Genomic DNA, 21,915 nt, shown 5'->3' with positions numbered 1-21,915 from the left:
TGCTTAAGACTGTGCGAGGCTGCTTTAGATGCCTGTCTCGCCGCATGTTAACCTAGATGGAAAAGTCCTTACATGTCATTCTCAAGAGGTTTTGGTTAAAATCGATTATTGTTAAATTATCATGTCCGTTAGGTGAACAAAAAGCAGCCGCCCATTTTGGCCGGCTGCCTTCGCGGTATCATATTCAACTACTTGTTAGATGTTAAAGGGATATCGGTAAGCAATACATTGCTAATTTAACTCCATCCTATCTCACGACGATGCCTGAGCGTTATAAATGAGTTTACCTTATTCCGTAACTCGCCGCTGCTGATTTGATAGGAGTTGCCTTACTTTCTGCACCATTATTATTCACTGCTGTGACCTTGTAGTAGTACGTTTTACCAATTGCTGCCGTTGTATCTGTGAAGGTCGTACCGCTCACCTTATCGCCTATAGTCTGGTACGTGCCGTTCGCGGCATCAGAGCGCATTACGTTATAGCCCGTTGCGCCTTCAACTGCTTTCCAACTGAGGATAACTTTCCCGCTGCCTATATCCGTATCTGCATTGAAATTTCCGGGAGCAGGCAAGACCACAAATATTGGGATTATGGGTATATCCGGTTTAATTATTATGATGTCTTTAAGATTAATAGCCGATTCCGGCTTAGCCTCTTTAACAACGGAGTCTTTGCTTTCAATACCAATATTATTCACCGCTGTGACCTTATAGTAGTACGTTTTTCCATTTTCAACTGTGGTGTCTGTAAACGTGTCGCTATCTGTGGAACTTATTGTTGCATAGGTGCCCTCGGAAGCATGCGATCGCTTCACATTGTAACTAGTTACATTGTCATCTTTGTTCCAACTGAGGATGACCTTCCCGCTTTGCGATTCAGCGATGAAATTGTCAGGAGCAGGCGGTATGATCAATTGGGCTATCGGTCCTTGTTTTAGTATTTCAGGGTCTATAACGCGAATCTCCAGGTCATTAATTCCCTTGTCAACCCATGCCCAATTACTAAGTCCGCTTTCCCCATATTTATCCACTGCCGTGACGACGTAAAGGTATGATTTAAGATAAGAAGCCGTAGTATCCGTGAACGTAGTGCCGGTAACTTGAGTAGCTATCGTTTCCAATCCTTTGGAATCTGCATTCGCTCGCTTCACATTATACACGACAAAGCCGCCAACATTGTTCCAGTTGAGAACGACTCCTGAACCACCCCTTGCAGCGGTTAAATTTTGAGGCTCAGGCGGGGGCAAATCCACAATCTTAACCGATAGGGTTCGGGATGGCGCGCTTTCTCCATATTGATTCACTGCTGTGACTTGATAATAATACGTGTTCCCTTTTTGAGCTGTCGTATCCGTAAACGTGGTTGTTGTAAGGTTGGAGCGTTTTGTCACGAACGGACCTCCAGGTGAATCCGATCGCTTCACATTATAGCTCTTTGCAGCGCCAACCTTTTCCCAGCTCAGTTTAACATCGGTTCGGTCTATTATGGCTTCATTAAACTTACCGAATTCATATAACACTCTATTTAATTTGGCATTCAGGTTATTAGGCGCCGGCGGTGGCGGACAATGAATATCTTGCTGATACAGCGGAGCATTCAAGTCAAGTAACGTCTTTTTGACTTTCCCTTTTGCTACCCAAACATCATAACCTGCGATCACATCCAGTTTGAGAAAAGCATCAACCCGGATATTGTCGCATCGCCCCTGCTCGTAATATCGATAATAGCCCGCTCGGATTCCAGGATAAAGTTCTATACCCGCATATGCTATATCCAATAAAGTCAGCGTTAATTGAAAATCCGGGCCGGCAGCAAGACTGGCATTGACATTGGAGTTGACATCTAACGTTGCCGTGTTCGTTGTGTTATTAATAGGGCGGAAACCGTTACGAATCGAATAGCTGAAGCCCTGTTCCAGATGGAATCGGTCTTCAAATTTGATTTCTAATGAAGCTTTAAAATCGGGATCGATTCTCAAATATAGTTGCCCTTTAATGAATACACCGGTAAAAACGGGTACATAAAATGGAGTTGTCAACGGAATAAATTTGGACTGGGTTAATGCTCCTTTTGCTTTCACGGTCACGTTCGTTGTTATATCTCCGGTAAGCACAAGTTTAGCGTAGAAATCCAAGTCCACATCAAACCAATCGACGTCAATATCAAGACCGATATCTGCAATAGCCCCCAAGTTACAGAAATTCATTCCGGCGTCGAGAACAATTCCTTCGAAACTTGCATTCTTCATAGCTATTTTGAAACATGGCAGCTTCAAGGATGTATCCTCTATGCTTACATCATTCGTCGAAATTTGGATCGAAGGATCAGCCGGAACGAGCATTTTCGGATTAATAGGCTCTATGGAATGCACGTCAAGCTTGGAAAAAACTTCTCTAATCTTTGGAACTGATGTTTTCACAACAAGAGCGCCATTCTCCTGACTAACGGACTCCACTTTTTTTGCAATACCGCCATAATATTCATCATTCGGAGGCATGACAAACACATCGCCAACATTTAATTTCAATTCCGGATCCTTAATAATCCATGTAACATCATCTTTTTTGGAGTAATTTGTACTCTTGCTTTGCTTCACTTCAGGTCGGTATTCCACAATTTTTCGAGTAGCTTCCGGTTCCGGTGAAGGTAATTGCCCCGGTTTATAATGAAGGGCGCGTACCAGCATAACTGCCGCTTCAGCTCGGGTAGAATTATTTCCGCCTTTAAACGTACCATCCGGATATCCTTGAATAATTCCCGTACCTAACGCTGCTTCGATCAAGTCGCGATTCCTCATAATATCCGCTTGATCTTTCACATTTTCAAGTAATTTCTCATCCTTTTGCGGCGGTAGCTGCAACGCTCTAACAATCCAAACCGCCATTTCATAACGTGTAATGGGCTGGCTCGGCTTAAATCCGTCTGGAAAATCGGTGAGGAGCAAGATGCCGTTCGTTAACCCAGCAGCTATATAGGGTATAGACCAACGCTCCTGTTCAACGTCTTCGAACGGAACATACATGGAGTCTTGCGGAAGTTTTCTTAGCTCAACAAGCATCTTTAGAAACTGCTCCCGTGTTACATTGCCAGTAGGCTGAAACGACCCGTCTTCGAAACCAGCCACGATGCCCGCTGCGGAAAGCTCCATAATTTCGTTGTACGCCCAATGAGACTGAATATCTCTGAATGAAACAGGCTGCGGCTGGGCTCCTTCGTCGTTATTGCTTTCAGCAACAGCAAGATTCGGAGCGATTATGCCGAACAGCATCAGAAAAATGGATATCCAAATTAATGATTTATAGCTTCTTCTAAAAATAATTACACCTCCATTCTTACGTTAAACAGCCATCAGAATGAGTTGGTAAATAATTATTCTTTTCTTTTCTCCATTCCGATTCCTCCAAATCGATGTAGTGTAATCAACACGAATATACCAAGAGAACCGTTTCAAAAGCGTTTCAATAACAAACCGTTAAGTTGAGCGCTCCCGCACTCAAAAAAGTACCGACGGCGTTTCGTCGAACACTTCCACACACAAACATAAGAATCTTTTTCCATATGGAGTTATGATCTTTGGCGTAAAATTCCTCAACACTAACACTGCGTGAAGTCCTAAAATATCACAATACCAGCACGGACATAAAAAACATCGCCGCATTACTGGCGATGTTCATTCAGTTAATGTACAATTTTTTTGCTAAGTAGTAACTCCTGCTCCAATTAACAAGTTGAAAAATCAAGCGGCTTCAGTTTATTAGGCAGCCGGCTTACCTACTTATCGGGATCTCGAAACTAATATCTCTCATACTTTGTATCCCCTATTGGGTATCTTATGAATCCGATCCGTCCGGCTCGAACAAAACCTCTTGAGGCGTACCAATCCTCCCGATTGGATGGGTTTTATTTAATTTATCTGTGACTCTTCCAAATCAATCCGTATGTATTGTACCTGGACAAACGGCATTTTCGCGTATCCCTTTTCATGCATACTCATTTGAGGGCGCTTCCTTTTTTATGTAACTAAACTGCCTGTTAGCCCCACCATGCCGCGCTTCGCGGCACCACAGATGATGAAAATTTTGTTAACCATACAAATAATGGAACAAACGTATGTGTAGTCACAGTACCACCCGTTCAACTGGTGGTTTGATTTGACCCCTTCAAGGAGCATGTTACTGGCAGCGCCTAAAGGCGTGGTTTCGCCAGTCACTTTTATCGCTCCCCCTAAAGGGTTTTCTTAATTGCCTTGTCTTCGATGATATCCGCTTCTTCGTGAGCGTCAAAAAGCCCCCACCTGGCGGTGGGAGCGGATGATCAACTTTTGTTAGTCCAACTTTTTCTTCACCCTTTCTTGTTGTGCATAATGGGTCTCCCAGGTTCCTCAATATTCAAACAACGCAAATCATGCTATAATCCCACAATGAGGTGATATCAATGAAATTTCTAATCGTAGTTATAATTTTGGCAGTGTTGTTTGGTGTTTTCAAAAAGAAAAAGAAGTAATTCGTCGTGATGCGCATCAAGCACGGTTCTCTTTTAGGAGAATCTTTATATAAGGGGTACTCCCTTACCTGTTTGTATTCAGATGTCGGAAACCCATTTCAGAGGTGGATTACATTATTCTATTTACCTCACGGTTTGAAACATAATGCTTTCGGCTTGAATCACGGTTCCGGACTAGATTTCCGCATGAATGGCGCTGCCGGTTGTTTTCGACTCAATCTTACCTGCCAACAGCTAACAATCTCTTAAGCACCACAGCAGCTTCCGCTCTGGTAGTCAGACCTTGAGGCACAAAGCTGGCGTCTGTTCTACCGTTCATAATACCTGAGCGAACAACCAATTCAACATCCTCCATGGCCCAATCGCTTATGGAGTCTATGTCATGGAACTCCAGCTCAACCGGCGGAAGCTTCTCTGTAGATGTAGCACCCAAAGCGAATTGCTTCGCTCTCATGAGCAGTACTGCCAATTCTTCCCGTGTTATAGGATCTGCCGGGGCGAAGCTGACGTTTGTCTTCCCCTGAATGATTCTAGCCGAATAGGCGCTGTTTACTGCATCCTCATACCAAGAGTCTTGTGCCACATCCGTAAAAGGACTTCTGGCTGCACCTCCTGTTTTCAGTTCCAGTGCCCTCACTATTAATGCAGCGAATTGAGCTCTGGTTATAGGAGCTTCCGGCATAAAATGCTCATTATCCATCCCTTCTATAATGCCCTTGGAAGCTAGCAGCTCGATATCCTCCTTGGCCCAATGTCCTATTAGATCCAGGAAACCTTTTTTTGGAAGCCGTTTGGCATCCACTGTGACGCTTTTCCCTACTTTGTACGTTTGATCGGATAAATTGTGGTCAAGCGCCTTGATCGCTTCCCATCGCACAGTGGAGTTACCCTGCTTTTTGAGCTTGAAGGTTAGAGTGCCGATGACCATATCTCCGCTTTCACCATTCACATTGCCGATTTTGGTGTGAGCGATGGTAATCTCATTTTGTTTGACAATGGGCGATACAGAAAAACCCTCCATATTCGCCTCGGCTTCCACCAGCTCCAGATAGCCAGGTTCAAAGGTAAACCTTGCTTCAAAAGCGTATAAATCCTTGATACTTTTTCCCCTCATAGTAAGGATGACCTTGCCATCTGCCGGTTCATCTGCCATCCATTCAAAAGACGGAGCCATCTCTTCACTTGCACTCCAACTTGCATTTGCATTGGTATTTCCGCTAATATTAGCATTCGCGGTTGCAGACATCCCCAACGCGAGCATAATGATAAAAAGAATTAATTTACGATACATACGGCCATCCTTCCATTAGGGCGTGTCTGAAAACCCGCTCGGGGTCATCTTTCACCGCGTAAAATCTGCTACCCTCGGAGTTTCCAGACACACCCTAGGAGTTTTAGTTAGTCATGATCTACTTCTTTATCTTTATCTTTCTCTTACTCTGAAATTCTCCTGGCAACCGCCGCCAGATCCTCAATATCAATTTTCCCATCCTTATTGAGGTCGGCCTGCTTGACTTGCTCCCAGTCCGGGCTGCTGCTATTTTTGCCATAATTGGCTGCTACGATCGACAAATCCCCTACGCTCACTTTACCATCATGATTGATGTCACCGGCAATAGTTCCCGCGCTTCCTGCTATAACAAGCATACTTATGGAAGACGACGCGGCTTCGGTCTCATTGCCGCCGGCATCCCCCAGCGTAGCACTTGAAATCGATATAACACCTGAAGCTGGAAGGGTCGTTGCCTTGGCCTTAAAGGTAAGCTCGACTACTTCCTTATTACCTGTTATTCCATGACCAGCACCTTCGCTAGCAATAAGCAAGCGCAGCTTTCCAACGGGCTCCTTAATGGTACGAACAACTTTTATCCCTTGGTTTAGGGACGTCGCCGATACAAATTCCATTACAGCAGGATCATAATCCAGCTTGATATCTTGTGCATATACACGCTCAGTAACACCGCTGAGTCCGACACGTACTGTAAATTTATTACCTGCCTGGACCGGGCTGTCGCCAGTTATAGTCGTCTTCAACTCAGCAGCAGCAGATTCCTCATCCAGCACATAGAGCCTGCCTTCTCCCGGCGCAAAATCAGCGGATAAAATTCCCGTTACATTGTTATAAGCTGCGGCAGTTTCCAGCCCAGTAGCCTTCGATACTTCTTTAAGCGAGTTTGGCAATGTCGATAACGAAAAGCTCTGGGAATAGGCATTTTGCATATCTTTATTCACAACCATCACGTATTCTCTGCCATCTGCATTCTCGAAGCGTGAAACAATCATCGGCATTACCGGACCGGAACCCGATGGCTGCCAGAAATAGGAGGAAGGCAGCTCTTTGGTAGCAGACGGCAAATCTCCGGTGTGATACACATCTTTGGATGTAAGTGATAAGAGCGCCGATCCAAGATTCAATACTTCTGCATTTAGATTTTTCGCCCATGTATATGAAACGTTTTTCGCTCCTCCAGGTAAAATCAACCCGTTGTTGAACCCGGAAAAAGGAGGCGTCTCATAGGTGAAGTAAATTAACCCCTTAGCTCCGTAAGCGAGATTCGTATAAGCTTGATACCTCATCTCGCTTTCCGTTGGCAGCCGCAGACTGTTAGTGATGCTGACCGACTGAATGTATGACCAGAAATTCACATCGCTTAACAAAGCTTGCCGACGGATGATTTCCAGGTTTTCGAAGTAATATGGGTTGTTCTGGCCGTTGTACTGGAACGGATAATGGTCGAAAGCTAACACGTCAGGATTCAGTGCTACGTACTGGTTTACGTAGTCTTCGTACGCTCTTCCAATAATGGACTGGTTAACGGCGTAGTAAAAGTCCGCGTCGATTGCTCCACCGTTTATATAACCGGTTCCGTCAGAAAACCAGTCATGGCCGTTCGCCGAACGGATAACATTTTCAATCTTATTATCTCCGCCGCCGTTGTGCGTCAACTCCCAATAATAGGTCGTATCTTCACTGACTGCGACATTTAACGGGATAGAAATCCATGTCTTTCCGTCAGCACCGCCAATCGTACTATCGGCAATCAGCGTATGTTTAGCCGGAGAATCCCACAATGATAATGTCAAATATTCATCAATATTCCAGGTAGTGTGATCCAAATACAAACTGATGTAGTCAATGAACGTCTCATTCGGTCTTGTCTTGAAGGTTTGACCTAATGTAATAGTGGAAGATATATTCTCACCGGTATGATACCACATCGTCCCTAATTGATAATGGGGGTCTGCATAGTTCGGGAACAGGTTGACGAAGTTGATAGAATCGGGGTCATTCAGCTTCAAGCGATCCGATGTTGCTTTAATCTGGGAATACATGGTAGATGACGGTTCATCAATAATATTGTAACCGAGAACAGTTGGGTTATCTTTGTAATGATTGGCGATTTCATCGATTGTCGCATCTGAAGGTCGTTCACCATCCCAATAAGCAGGACTAGAAAACTCAGCGTCAAACACCAGGTCGAACGGCTGAGCAACGCTATCTATATAAGCCTGTCCCCCTGTATACTCATCCGCGATACTCGCTAAAATCCCGATCGGTTCGGTGCTGTCGGTGGTGAGTTCGTAATAATATTGATAGTTATACACACCCCCAGCATAAATATCAAACGTAAGGTCTTGCGAAGCAAACGGACCCGTCAACGTTCTTTTCAAAGCGATGGGACCTCGGGCCGGAGAGGGGTAAACGACAACCGAAATCGTTGAAGTGGTCGACAAGCTCGCCGCATCCAGGCGTATCGAGAATGTACTGTGCCCATTCCAGTCCCCCGAATAAAATGTTTGGCCTACCGGCTTGGTACTAGTAAGCTCAACGACCCTCCCGGTCTCCACCTGCGTTACATGCTCCCTGCTGTTAAACGATAACCTTCCATCGTCCACAATCATTTTTAATCCGTTGGCAGCTGCGTAATGAAGTGCCTTGTTCGTTTCATCGAACGTATCGACAAAATTCGTGCCTAGCATAAAATTGACATTCATATCCGCGATTTCCGCATACTTGGCATTAGTCGTCTCCCAAGATGCGGGAATGAAGTTTATCCCGATGGGAAACTCGCCGTTAACTGTAGGATTGGCGGCATTGACGGGTACGGAAGCTGCAAATAGCGCAATGAAAATCAAAAATACGCAGAGCTTACTTCGTGTACGATTCATTTTAAATACCTCCTATTTTATCATTCTATCGACCACTGTTTTCCACTTTAATCATTGCTTCCACTCCACTTCACATTGATCTCACCTCCTTCGAGCAAAAAGACGAATACGCGCCTGCGCCTAGTTCCAGCTATGGGATCGTTCCTGCCGCCCATAAAGTATGTCCTTCTATTGTAACCGCTTACAATATGTCTAATAATAACCTCATGACTCCGTCACCTGAACAAATACGATGATGGAATGATCACTTTACAAGAAGAAATTCGGTAATTTCATTCCATGATCCCATGAAGCGCTGACCGTCATCGATTCGGCGCCTCACCAATCATGTGAGGCACCGATCAGAACGGTTCGCATGCATAATTGATTCCGCTATTGTCGGCTCAGGACGGTCAGCTTTACGACAAGCCTAACGTCTCTTAGCCAATCACGCGGTATATTGCACTCGAATTACATGTCAATGTCAGAGACGCCGCCGCGATGCGACTCTGCCTTCACCATAGCGATCGATAGCTGCTCACGCTTCCCGTTCGCAGACTCGACGCATAGTGTGGCATAACTGTAACCGCCGACCTTACCCCGGATCGCTATGCTTTTACTCCCGGTACCGTCAGCCGCCGTCACATGCACAACCTGTACCGCCACATCCCATGAGACGAGCAACTCCCTCCACAGGTCGGCACTGCCCGTCAAATCAATGACAATGCACTGCTGCAGTACCTTCTCCGTAATTTGCCGTACAGCCTCGTCACTGCTCGTGTAATGGACCGGATCGATATATAGCTCGCTCAGGATCAGCTTGGCACCGGACAGGTCCGATGCCGCCTTCATAGTGATCCGCAAACTTCCGGCGCTGCCGTAAGGGAAATTGAGGCAGGCTACCGCCGTTTCATTCCCCGTTTCGCTGCTCGCTTCCGCTGCCAGTTGCATGACAGGCTTGCCCTCTTCCTCGCTAACCGATACGCCTCTGCCGCCTGTCGTCCAAGCGGCAAGACCGCGGTCAAACCACTCCGTCATCGTGCGCTCTTTTAGAAACGTCGCAGAAAACTGCACAATTTTTGCATGCGGCTCAATCCAAGCCTCGCCGTCCTTGCTCTGCACGGTAAAATACTTCACCAGCACGTCATCGCCGCCAAATGCGGTCGGGAAAGGATACGAAATATGCGTATCGGCAGGATCGTCCGTCCGTCTGTGAACAATTTCACGATAACCATTCCAAGTGATACCGCCATCTTCGGAAATGGCCGCATGCATCGCTTGACGGGCGTAGCTGATACTGATGGCTTCGTTAGACGGATAACCCTCGCAATGGTTCCATATTTTCACAAGGTCCCCGTTATCCAGCCGCACGAGCGAGCTTGGTGAATTGGAGGAACGAAATCCTGTTCGTTTCACTTCCCCCCACGAAGCACCGCCATCCGCAGAAAGTGCATAATATAGGTGACCGAGCGTAGTACGGATCAGCATAAGTAGGCTTCCATTGTCGAGTTCACCTATGATCGGCTCCATCGCGCCGGTTTCCACATGCGTCTCACCGTCGGATACACTTAAATCGTTGGAGACTTGCCACGTCATCCCTTCGTCATCGGAAAAAATCGTGCTGCAAACGAAGCATAAGCTCTCGCCGTTTCCACTTTGTACCAGCGTCGAGAATGGCACGACGATGCGCCCGCCGGATGTTTGCAATACACTGTTGATCGCGCCGGTATAGCGATCCAGGCACATCACCTTCTGTGTGACCGCATTCGTGCCGTGAATATCATCCATGCGCGTATGCAGAATGTCTCCTTGGAAATCGTTTTCCTCCCAGTTGTAGGCCGTGATGCGAATGGAGAAAACGTGTACAAAACCATCGCGGCTTTGCAGCAGATGTACCCCGCTGATCCAACCCGGCTGGCGGGGAAAGGAGACAATCGTTTCCGGATTTGTCCACGTCCGTCCGCGATCGAACGATTGCCGACCGAACACATAATGCGAGCTGATTGTGCGGTCGAGTGAATGGAGCGACTTCTTAGTCGCGCCCATGATCGTGAACAAGCTGCCATCCGACAAGACAATGACGGGACCGACATTATAGTTGCTGTCTTCGTAAAGCAGTTCGGCGACTGCGGAATGAATCATATGTGATTGCATGGAAAATATCCTCCTCGTTTAGAGCCTGCGTTACATCCGGTTCTATCGTTCAAGATAACTTGTCAAAAAAAAGCTTCAGCTTCTCCATCTGATCGTCGGTCAAGTTATTATACGGCGGCCGGCGCCATCGTTCAGCCACGCCGAACAGCTCCATCGCCCCGTGGATAACCGCGTCGAAGTCGGAGCCCAGCTCAGCAACCGTATCCATGAATGAAATATCATACACGTTCACAATGCGCGCCGCTTCGCGGATATCATTCGCCTGCACCGCCGCCCAATACTGATGCGCGATATCCGGTTTGAAGCGCATGTACATCGACAAATAGGCATCAGCGCCGTAAGGCAGCGCGTCCAAATGATTTTCTTTCCTTCCGCCGGACAGGAACGTCCAGCGCCCTTCCACCATATGCGCCAGCCTTCGGCCGTACGCTCCAACGATGTCATCTTTGACAGCAACAATGCCATTGTTGCCCTCCACCAGCGTTTTGATCGCCGCAAGCGGAACGCCGACGCCTGGAGCGAGCGCCGTCACAACCATCACCGGCATGACATCGCTGATCCGAGTGAAATGTTCGACCAGTGTCTGCACCGTACTGGAGCCGGCCCAATGAGGCGCAAGCGGCATATACACATCGACACCGATGTCTTTGCAGTAGCCGGCAAAACGGATCGATTCACCCGTCCACCAATTACCGGTGGCGACCACCAGCTTGCGGCCGGCATTCTGTTCCACAACGACGCGCGTCACTTCTGCGATTTCGGCGTCTGTCAGAATGCTGTACAAGCTATCTCCATATGTGAGCAAAATCGTACCGCTGCTCGCCGTCTCCACGATAAAGTCGACGACGTTCCTCAGCGCCTTGTAGTCGATATTGCCTTCCCGGTCAAACGGGGTGCTGACCGATGCGATCGGCCCCTTCAAATAAGCTTTCACTTTGTCTCGTATGTCCATTATCCTTACTCACCCTCCTTTAAGGACTAGCCTTTTATCGAACCCGTCAGCACGCCTTTCACAAAATGCTTCTGCAGAAACGGATAAACACAAATGATCGGCAATGTCGTTACAATGATCATCGCCCCCTTCAAGCTTTGCGGCGTTGGCTTCGCCGTCAAGGCGCCCATCAGCTCCGCATTCAAATCCTGACTCGTCATCGTCAGCACAATCTTGCGCATCAGTACCTGCACCGGATACTTATTTACATCATTGATATAAATGACTGCGTCGAACCAAGCGTTCCAATGCGCCACCCCGTAAAACAGGCCGATCGTGGCAAAAGTAGGCAGGCTGAGCGGGAACACGATACGAGTCAAAATACGAATCGGCGAAGCGCCGTCGATTGTCGCCGACTCCTCGAGATTTTCCGGCAGCTGAGAGAAGAAACTTCGCATAACGATCATATTCCAGGCGCTGATCAACCCGGGCAACATGAGCACCCACAACGTATTCGTCAAATGCAAATATTTCATTAGCAAGTAGTTCGGCACAAGTCCGCCGTTAAACACCATCGTGACGAAGACAAACATCATGATCGCGCTGCGCCCCGGCAGTTGTCTGCGCGACAGCCCGTACGCCATCATCGATGTGAAAGCGAGATTGAGCGCCGTACCGATTACCACTCTTGCGATCGTGATGCCATAAGCGTTATATAGAATCGAACCTTGCGAGAGCAAGACATGGTACGCGCCGAAGTCCAGCTTTTGCGGGACCAAGATAAAGCTGCTTCTGCGCAACAGCTCGGCTTCACTGACAAGGGATGTCGACAGCACGACGAGAAAGGGCAAGACGAAAAGCAGCATCAGGAAGGTCAGAAAGGAATAGTTCGCTACCCGGAATGCGGTTTCTCCCATCTTTCTCTCCATTCGGGACATCGTCTTTTTCATCTTCCTACCATATCCCTTCCTGACCGAATTTTTTGGCAAGCCAGTTCGTGCCAATGATTAGTACGACCGCAATAGCCGATTTGAACAGTCCGACCGCCACACCGAACGAATACTGCACTTCGACAAGCCCCTTCCGGTACACGTACGTGTCGATAATATCGGCAACGTCATAGACCGGGGGAGAATAGAGCAGGAAAATTTGCTCGAATCCGGCTTCCATCACGCCACCGATTTGTAAAATAAACAAGATGACGATGATATGACGCATGCCGGGCAAAGTAATATGCCATATTTGCCTCATGCGGCCAGCGCCGTCGATGCGTGCAGCTTCGTATTGCTGCATATCTATGCCTGCGATAGCGGCCAAATAAATGATCATCCCCCAACCGACTTCCTTCCAAATGCCGGAGGCGACAATAACGGAGCGGAAATAGCGCTCGTCAGTCAAAAACGAAACCGGTTCATAACCGAACAGCTTGACGATCTCATTGGCTAAACCGCCGTCTGTCGTCAGCAGCGTCGTCAATAGACCGGCAACCACGACCATCGAGAGGAAGTGGGGCAAATAAGAAATCGTTTGCACAGAGCGCTTAAATGCCATGTTTCCGACTTCATTAAGCAACAATGCGAGCAAGATTGGTGCGGGAAACCCGAACAGCAACCGGTACAAGCTGATAAGTAGTGTATTTTCAATAATGTCCCAGAAATAATAGGAGTTGAAAAAGTTTTGGAAATGCTTAAACCCAACCCAATCGGCGGTTAGCATCTCCCGCAGCCCATCGAATGGTGCAACATCCTTGAAAGCAATAATCAGGCCAAACATTGGCGTATAATGAAAGACAAGAAAGTAAATGATGCCGGGAACGATCAGGCTGTAATACAGCTTGTTCTTCCGCAGCAAAGAAAACGTTCGCGCGTTCATTGGCCGCTCCTTTCTGAGTCAAAAAGTCTCGAACACCCCCATTTTTTCATCGTCCGTTACCCTCCTTTTGATAGTTGATCGTTATCGGATTTGTCGGCAGCACTTCATCCAAAATGCCGATGCCCGCATTCTATCACCGTGCCGAGTCATTCGAAAATAGCAATGATATGCTATCCATGCCACTTTATTGCCAACTGCATGATTATGGAACTTTTCTCGGTCGAGTAACGGCATATTCTCCAGCCATATGTCCCCAATGCAGATAATCTTCGCAGTACTTTACTTATCCCAAAAATGCCAGCTGATCTTGTGTTAATTTCAGATCTTCAGCTTTCAAGCTAGCTTCCAGCTGATCTTGTGTTCTGCAGCCAATAATCGGGAAAGTATGAAAAGTCTGCGAGGTTAAATAGGAGAGAACAATTTCGGTGATTGAACGCGATAGCTCCGATGCCAGTTTCTTAGTCCTATCAAATCTTGCTCGGTTGACAGCCGTTCTATACATAGGGCTGATCCTTCTATCATCCGGGGAAAATTGGCCGGAATCCCATTTAGTAAATAAACCCTGCGCTTGGGAGGAGTAAGGAAATGCCGGCATCCCGGAAACGATATGGTACTGCTTCATAACACTATCCATAGCAATAAGCGTTGGATCGACAACTTGTGTTTGATCGGCTTCCGCTAAGCTCCACATCATTTGATTACCGGAAAATCCTTGAACACCGTTAGCTTTTGCATAATCCTGCGCTTCGATAATGCGCTCTGTAGACCAATTTGAGCATCCAAAATAACGGATCCTCCCCGCTTTTACCTGCTCATTCATTGTTTCGAGAATTTCCTGAACGGGTCTATGCGTATCATCACGATGCAAGATATAAAAATCAATCGTATCGACCTGCAGGTTGCGCAAGCTCCCTTCTACATCCTGAGCAATATCCTTCTGCGACATTCTCGATAACTGCATGCTTTCCAAAAACGGATGAGCCCCTTTAGTGGACACCAGCATTTGATTGCGGTTTTTTCTGGCTTTCATCCATAAGCCGATCGTTTTTTCACTGATGCTAACTTCAATTGCAGGCAGCCAATTCGCATATACCTGTGCTGTATCAATAAAATTGCCACCGCGTTCTGCATATGCATCCATGAGACGGAATGATTCCTCTTGATTCAAGCGACTGCCAATACTCGCCCCTCCCAAACAAAAGGTTGAGCATAATAAATCCGTTCCTGTTACAGGTTTAAGTTGCATTTCAGATTCCTCCCAATCCTTAAATAAGAAGATAAGGCATGTTCGCGGCGAAAAGAATCGCTTGCGTACATGCCTTCCCTCCTAGCAAGTCTTCAACTATGTGCAGCTACTTTATCTCATTGTAAGCCGCTGTATAGGCGGTAATCCATTTTTCCATACCAGCCTTATTCAACTCTTGCAGGAAGCTGTCCCACTCTCCGATCGGCCTTGCGCCCCGGATGAATTTGATCGTCTCCTGCTCAATCATCCGGTTCAGGTCATTAAGCGTTGGGATTTTCTCCGCCAGTGCATTGCTGTCAAACTTGTACTCCACATCAAACAAAGCAACTTTTTTTGCCTTTTCCGGATTGGTCAGGAAGTTTCTGTAATACTCGAAAGACGGTGCATTTTGCGGGCTGGCATCGCGGAACTGGATCGTCCAGGCGAACGACATCGCGGCGATAAGATCGCCGAGGTAATCGCGATTCAGTCTCTCGTATACGTGATTGGTTTTATCCACCCACTTCCAATGCTTCCCCTCGATGCCGAAGTAGGCCAGCATGTAGTTGTCGAGATCCGTTTGCAGCCAATTCATGTATTTCATCGCCGCTATCGGATTTTTCGAATTTTTGCTGATCATCCACCCGTTTCCGCCTGGCCCGCCCATCGTCATCGTCAGTCCTTTTGGTCCCCGGAGCTGATCGGCGACGACGTACTTCGCTTCCGGCACGCTCGATTGCAGCGCAAATTGATTGCCAAGCTCGCGGGAATGCCAGTGCGCCCCGACCGCTACGCGGTTTTGCTTGATCAATTCGATCTGCTCGGCACCTTCGATCGTGAACGCTTCTTTGTAGATATACCCTTTCTTGTACCAGTCGGCCATTTTCGCCACGAAATCTTTGTACCCCGGGTTAAGTACTTCCGGCTTCACTTTGCCGTCCGCATCCAGCCATTTGCCGTATCCGACATCCATAAATCCAGCGGCAAGCGAATGGGATAGTTCCTCTAAAGTCGTGAGCAACGGGATCGTTTTGCCGCCGCCTGCCGGGTCTTTTTCCTTGAATTCCTTCAGTATCGCTTCCAGTTCTTCCATCGTCGTCGGCATTTTCAAATTCAGCTTCTTCATCCAATCTTCCCGGATCAGTACCGTGTTGCCGGCTGCCGGTGCATTGATCGGAAGCCCCCATATTCGGCCGTCCTTCGTTGAAAGCGCTTCCCATCCGCCTTTCCATTCAACCGGCCACAGCTTTTTGCTATTTTGCCCGTATTTGTCCAGCAGATCGTTAAGAGGCATTGCCGCACCTTTTGCCTGATGAAGCTCCATACTGCCATTAAAAATGTCCAGCGGCTCGTTGGAAGCGAGCATAATGTTTAATTTGTCATCCTCCGAGCCTTTCGGCGGGATGATTGGAATGACCTCAATGCCGATTTTGTCAATAATCGCTTTGCGCACTTCTTCGACTGCTTCCGGTTTGCTGCTGTCAGTTACCGACGATAAATTGCCGCCGTTTGCGTACACATATACCTTCTCAATTTTTTGCTCTCCCGGCGTTGCGCCCGGCTTTACTGATGCCACATTGGAAGTCACGGCCGGTTCGACAGTTTTGCCTGACGAACAGCCTGCCCCTACCAGAATGACGAGGCATAGAGCGTTGCTCGCCAACACCCATTTTTTCATCGTTGTTGCCCTCCCTTTATTATTTGATTGTCGGCATCGCATTGGCCAATTGCGAATACTGATGGCCGAAGTTTATCACCGTGCCGCGTTATTCGAAAATAGCAAAGTTATGCTTTCCATGCCACTTTATTGCCAACTGCATCATTATGGCACTTTATTCGGTCGACAGCACCTCCATCTGTGGATTTTGCGATATTCTTCGGGGGAGTTCCGGTTAGCTAATGCATTTCCGCCAACTCGCGACGTCGTGCTAGAGACTTTCACTCTTGCTTCGATGCGCCGCCAAGTACACAAAAAACACCGTTGGCCGGTGTTTTGTCGAGCGCTGCCTATTAGCTTAATAAATAATGAGAAGTCAACTATGATTGGACTGCGAGAAATCTTTCCACGATGCTATCCTCAAAGTGATGAGGCAAATTCACCTTCCCCCCGTATTTAGCTGAATGATAGATTGCCATAATAACTTGGTATGACAGCATCGAATGCTCAAGGTCACACAAATGCCCTGATTCTTTATTTAACACATATTCATTAATCGAGTCCAGATAAGCAATCAACGCCGCCATATACCCTTCTTCCCAACTCGATTTCTCAATTGTATGTAAGTGGGTCCTATAATTTATCACTTCCAGGTTCTGATTTAAGGCAATTTTCAGCTGCCCCTCCGACCCATAAACATCAAGACCGATATGTAAGTGCAGATTCGTTTCCCCTGGAATAGACCTTGCGAATGCCCCGCATTCGATAGTTGCGCGAACGCCATTTTCGAATAATATAGCAGCCATCGACTCATCCGGCGCGACGATTGAGGACGTTCCTCCACATAGTCCGGTTTGCCCCATCACCCAGCTTACAGGACTGAAATCATTAAAGAACATGACCATATCAATGATATGTGAGCCTTGCTCCATAATGTTTGCTCTTGAAGAAGCGCGAATAAACTCGATTTGACCTATGGCACCTGCTTGTAACAAATTGCGGGCCTTACTCCAGGCTGGCAAATATTTATGTTGGTGGTTAACCGTCACCAGTTTGTTATGCGCTTTACATATACGCTCAATCTCATAGGCATCGGATGGTGTTAGTGCCATCGGTTTTTCAATATTGATTAATTTAACACTAGGAAACTGCACAATCACCTTCACCAATTCAAGTCTCACATCCGCACCTGTAACAATATCGACAACATCCGGGTTCGTTGCATGCAACAATTCTGCTAAATTCAAGGAACGATTGGGGATCTGGTATTTATCTGCAAGAGCATTCAGTCTGTCTAAATTGGAATGACCACAAATACCTACCAGTTCAATGCTATTACATGCTCGGTAAGCATTGGCATGAGCATCCGCCCACCCCTTAGTCCCAACAAGTACGGCTTTCAATTTCATAATTTTTGTGCCTCCAAAATAATAAAATAATAGTATTTGACTGGATTTTTACACAAAAATGCGCCGGTATAAATAGCAAAGTTATGCTTTCCATGCCACTTAATTACCAACTGCAAGATTATGGCACTTCATTCGGTCGCAAGCTCCTCCCATCCATGCATTTTTCGATATTCGCCGGGCGTAAGTCCCGTATGCTCTTTGAATACTTTGATGAAATAATTCGTATTGTTATAGCCGATCCGCTCAGAGATATCCTTGATCAACAATTTCGATTCGAGCAACAGCTTCTTGCCAGATTCGACTCTTGCTGTCATCACGTATTCGGAGAACGATTGGCCGGTATGTTCCTTGAAAAGGCGGCTGAAATATGACGGGCTAAGCTGCAACTGCTCGGAGATCTGGACGAGCGAAATATTATCGCAATACGTTTGTTCAAGCAGCCGAAACGCCTGCTTCACGTATTTGTTGTTCTTTTCTTTGTAAGCTTGGCCGATATAAGTTGTGAAATCGCCGATAATGTCCGAGAACCATTCTTCAATTTCTTTCAGATCTTTTTTCTTGAGCAGCACCTCATACAGATTCGTCTTGCGTCGCAGTACGCTCTCGATGTCAAGTCTGAGGCTTGCGGCCGTCTCTACCAAGCTGCCAAGCAGCCGGATAAACGCTTGCTGCAACTGGCGAAAATCAACTTTGCGCTGCTGCTCCTTCAAATCTTTGACAAACTCAGTGAACATCCCTAGTGCCTCTTCCATCTCTCCGTTGAGTATGTAATTGTTTAACGCGGCTTCCTTCTCCTTCGGATAAACAAGCAGCGGAATATTCTCCAGCCTGACATCCTCGATGTAGATAACATCGCTGTTGCCCGAGATGACGCGGTGCCGCTGCGCTTCTTTCGCTTCCGAATACGCCCTCTGCAGCTCACAAACCGTCCGCGAATGGTTGCCGATTCCGATCGTACAACCGATTCCGATCAATTGCCGAATATCATGTGCAACCCGCTCAGCGAGTGCGATCATGTCCGTCATTTGCGTTGGGTGACAGTTGATCATGACGACAAAGCGATCCTCGATCAGCTCCATCACGATCCGGTTCCTGCCGGCCGGAATCATCGCTTCGATCATGTCTTCGATTCTCAGCTTGTTCATCTTCATTCGCTCAACGTCCGCTTCGGGATCGGCGATTTCTGTAAGCGTTATCACAAAAAGCGCAATATCGTCCAAATAGAGTCCCAGCCCGAGGAATCGCAGCCGATCGTCGATCTCCTCGAGTGTAAAGTGGTTGGGGCGCAGCAGGGAGTGGACGTACATCTTTTTGTAGGCGGGCAGACTCTCCTTCAATCTCTTCTGCAAGCTCTCCTGCAGCTCGTATGCTTCCATAAGGCTGCTGCGAATAACTTTCAATTCACCAAACACTTTAGGATTTGTGGCGGTCCCGCCGCCTTCATAGCTCTTGTCTTTGACGAATGACAGCAGATGACGGATCGGATTATATATGTTGCGCGATGTAATAAAGACGAATACGCCGCTAGCCGCAACAAGCATCAGCGCCGTGAACAGAATCAAATTTTTCGTGTTGTTAACGCTTTTATAAATGTTGTTCACCAGTATCCCGTTGATAAACGTCCATCCGAGCACTTCGGAAGACATATTCGTCACGTGCCACTGTTTGCCCAGCATTTCCGTTTCGAAAGAGCCTTGCCTGTGCTCCTCAATGAGACGCAGTACATTCGGGTCGCCGCTCATCTGCTCGCTGACCGCAAATTGGCGATCGTAGAACATCAGCTTTCCGCCAGCGGACAGCACGAAAAACGCGTGGTTGCCATCGCGGATCAGCTTGTGGAAGACGGCGCTATAGATCATTTCCGCATCAAGGTTGATCACCACATAACTGTCAGACAAGGAGGCAGACATGTAGACGATCGGCAGCACCAGCTTGCGTGTACCGTCCAGTTGTTTCGCTTCACGCAGCTCGCTGATCGTCGGATACGCGCTTATGCCTTCCGTCGACAAACTCCACGTATCATCGTAGAAATCGTCAAACGTAAAATTGGCGCTACCGGTCAGCACGATATGTTTGTTATGATCAAAATAATAGACGGAATGGATGAATTCATTCGATTCTTTCAAATTGTTCAAATACCACTGCGCATTCGACTTGCTGTTCACGTACAAGTACAACTCGCGCAAGTCCTCGTCCCGATAAACTCCGTCCAACGTCTCGTAATAGCTGCCGAGCGGGAACGCCTCAAACTCCTTGATCGCGCCGCTGAGTACCGTTTGTTGGAAGCTCGTGCCGATGTGCTTGACGATCATCTCCATCGTATCGACCGTCTGCTTCAAATACATTTCGTTTGCCGTGCGCAGCTCAGTCTGCATGACCGACGTTATGTTGCGATACAACACGAGGCTAATAATCAGAATAGGCAGTAAAACGATTACCATTGTGTACGTGAATAATTTAATGTAGAAATGCTTCTTTTTTGCCGAAATGAGCCATCTACTTAGCAGAACGACCACTCCTTTCCCATATCGCTGACTAACCGCAACCCACAAATTATGCAGCCGCATTGTGGACTAAAATTATAAAGCATAGCGGCTTCTTGTAAGTTATAAAGTTATGCGCGCGATGCCACAATTTTGTGCCGATATGTAACATTTAAGGAAAGCGTCATTGCGTTTTGCCTTTGAACTGATATTTTGTAGTGCGATTAACCTGTCAAATAAAGGGATAGAAACCATTGGAGTATATACGATTAGAAATGAAAAGCAGCCATTTCAGAATAGTTTATTTCCTTTCTAAAACAAATCACCCGACCGTGAAACCGTTAACATATAGTGTTCCTATTGTAACCTACGACCACATTAGAGAAAACGGAAATTTATTGCTATCAATGCAAATTTGATGTCATTTGGGCAACAACATGAATACGAAATTCAGCTTTTAATCCTTTTATACTTCGAGTCTTTCTCTAAACCAGCTGTGCCCTCATACCGCGTTGGGGTGTTTCTATTATGCCCGCCCCTAATTGATAAAAACCGAAAGCGCGACCTTTTCATCGAATTATTGAAGAAAAGGCAATAAGCTTGGGGAAAGATGTCCTCCGGTCTCCAATTCCCTAAGCCTCGCCATTTTCCAGTTCCCTTGAAACAGAGGATTGTTTGCCCGCTTCAAAATGTTTTTTAGGTTTGAAAGTCTATTAATGGACCATCCGCTCTGCTCAACATAAAAACCGTTCCATCCAGAAATATACTGGAAGAAGAACGGTTTCTAAGTAGGTCTCTCAGGCTTTCTCAAGTAAATACGCGAACGGTTTATTCTCCTGCCAGCATGAGCTTTTCCAGCTCAAGCGGTTCTATGTACACGCCGTCCTTGTAAGCTCTCATGTTCCCCCCAGATATCTCATCGATAAGAACAACTTGCCCGTCCTTTTTCAACCGGCCAAATTCCAACTTGATATCATACAGCTCGATGCCCTTCTTGCTAAGCTCGTCTTTCACGACTTGACTGATTTGCTTCGTCAGTTTTTCCAGATCTGCATACTCTTCTGCCGACAAAATATGCAGCATTTCAAGAGCGGACTTGCTGATCGGCGGATCTTGACGCGCATCATCCTTTAACGTCACTTCCACAAATGCATCCAGTGGTTGCCCTTCTTGCGCATATAAGCCATAACGACGAAGAAAGCTTCCTACCGCACGATAGCGACATATGACCTCAAGCCCTTTGCCGAACACAGAGGCGGGAGCAACGGTCATCGTTGCTTTCTCGATATCCGCATCGATGTAATGCGTCGGAATGTTCGCTGCATTCAATTTCTCGAAAAAGAACCTCGTTAAGCGGAGTCCTGCCCGCCCTGCACCTTCCATGACTAACCCGACTGTATTGGCGCCGGGATCGAACACTCCGTTCTCCCCTGTTACATCATCCTTAAACTTCAGCAGGTAATCCCCATTTTCCAGCTCATATACATCTTTCGTCTTTCCCGTGTACATACGTTTCATAATGTGTATCCCCT

12 protein-coding genes are annotated in these 21,915 nt (G+C 47.0%); all 12 read right to left on the bottom strand.

Annotated features, from left to right (window positions below):
• Positions 1-283: 283 nt before the first annotated feature.
• Positions 284-3,268 (bottom strand): S-layer homology domain-containing protein, encoded by a 2,985-nt coding sequence (locus tag DQG23_RS36150; protein ID WP_113035917.1) that lies wholly within the window; start codon positions 3,266-3,268, stop codon positions 284-286.
• Positions 3,269-4,723: 1,455 nt separating this feature from the next.
• Entirely contained in the window at positions 4,724-5,794 is a 1,071-nt protein-coding gene (locus DQG23_RS36145; RefSeq protein WP_113035916.1) for an S-layer homology domain-containing protein, read from the bottom strand.
• A gap of 143 nt (positions 5,795-5,937) precedes the next feature.
• Positions 5,938-8,673, bottom strand: coding sequence for a cohesin domain-containing protein (locus tag DQG23_RS36140; RefSeq protein ID WP_238178203.1), 2,736 nt, complete (start codon positions 8,671-8,673; stop codon positions 5,938-5,940).
• Positions 8,674-9,123: 450 nt separating this feature from the next.
• A complete protein-coding gene (locus tag DQG23_RS36135; RefSeq protein WP_113035915.1) occupies positions 9,124-10,806 on the bottom strand; it encodes a sialidase family protein in 1,683 nt (560 codons plus the stop codon).
• Between the two features lie 49 nt (positions 10,807-10,855).
• Entirely contained in the window at positions 10,856-11,758 is a 903-nt protein-coding gene (locus DQG23_RS36130; RefSeq protein ID WP_113035914.1) for a dihydrodipicolinate synthase family protein, read from the bottom strand.
• A gap of 26 nt (positions 11,759-11,784) precedes the next feature.
• Complete coding sequence (locus tag DQG23_RS36125; RefSeq protein WP_238178202.1) at positions 11,785-12,687, bottom strand: carbohydrate ABC transporter permease; 903 nt, start codon at positions 12,685-12,687, stop codon at positions 11,785-11,787.
• Positions 12,688-12,691: 4 nt separating this feature from the next.
• Positions 12,692-13,609, bottom strand: coding sequence for an ABC transporter permease (locus DQG23_RS36120; protein ID WP_113035913.1), 918 nt, complete (start codon positions 13,607-13,609; stop codon positions 12,692-12,694).
• Between the two features lie 283 nt (positions 13,610-13,892).
• The gene (locus DQG23_RS36115; protein WP_113035912.1) at positions 13,893-14,855 is read right to left on the bottom strand and encodes an aldo/keto reductase; all 963 of its coding nucleotides are present in this window, start codon (positions 14,853-14,855) and stop codon (positions 13,893-13,895) included.
• A gap of 106 nt (positions 14,856-14,961) precedes the next feature.
• Positions 14,962-16,512 (bottom strand): extracellular solute-binding protein, encoded by a 1,551-nt coding sequence (locus DQG23_RS36110; RefSeq protein ID WP_158560880.1) that lies wholly within the window; start codon positions 16,510-16,512, stop codon positions 14,962-14,964.
• Between the two features lie 359 nt (positions 16,513-16,871).
• A complete protein-coding gene (locus DQG23_RS36105; RefSeq protein ID WP_113035910.1) occupies positions 16,872-17,900 on the bottom strand; it encodes a Gfo/Idh/MocA family protein in 1,029 nt (342 codons plus the stop codon).
• Between the two features lie 128 nt (positions 17,901-18,028).
• A complete protein-coding gene (locus DQG23_RS36100) occupies positions 18,029-20,452 on the bottom strand; it encodes a helix-turn-helix domain-containing protein (RefSeq protein ID WP_158560879.1) in 2,424 nt (807 codons plus the stop codon).
• 759 nt (positions 20,453-21,211) lie between these two features.
• Positions 21,212-21,901: a phosphoribosylaminoimidazolesuccinocarboxamide synthase gene (locus DQG23_RS36095; protein WP_113035908.1), complete on the bottom strand. Its 690-nt coding sequence runs from the start codon at positions 21,899-21,901 to the stop codon at positions 21,212-21,214.
• Positions 21,902-21,915 lie beyond the last annotated feature (14 nt).

The organism is Paenibacillus contaminans (genome assembly GCF_003285015.1).
In the GTDB taxonomy this organism is placed as follows: Bacteria; Bacillota; Bacilli; order Paenibacillales; family NBRC-103111; genus Paenibacillus_V; species Paenibacillus_V contaminans.
The sequence above is the reverse complement of the archived record's forward strand: the minus strand, read 5'-3'. Positions and strand labels throughout refer to the sequence as shown.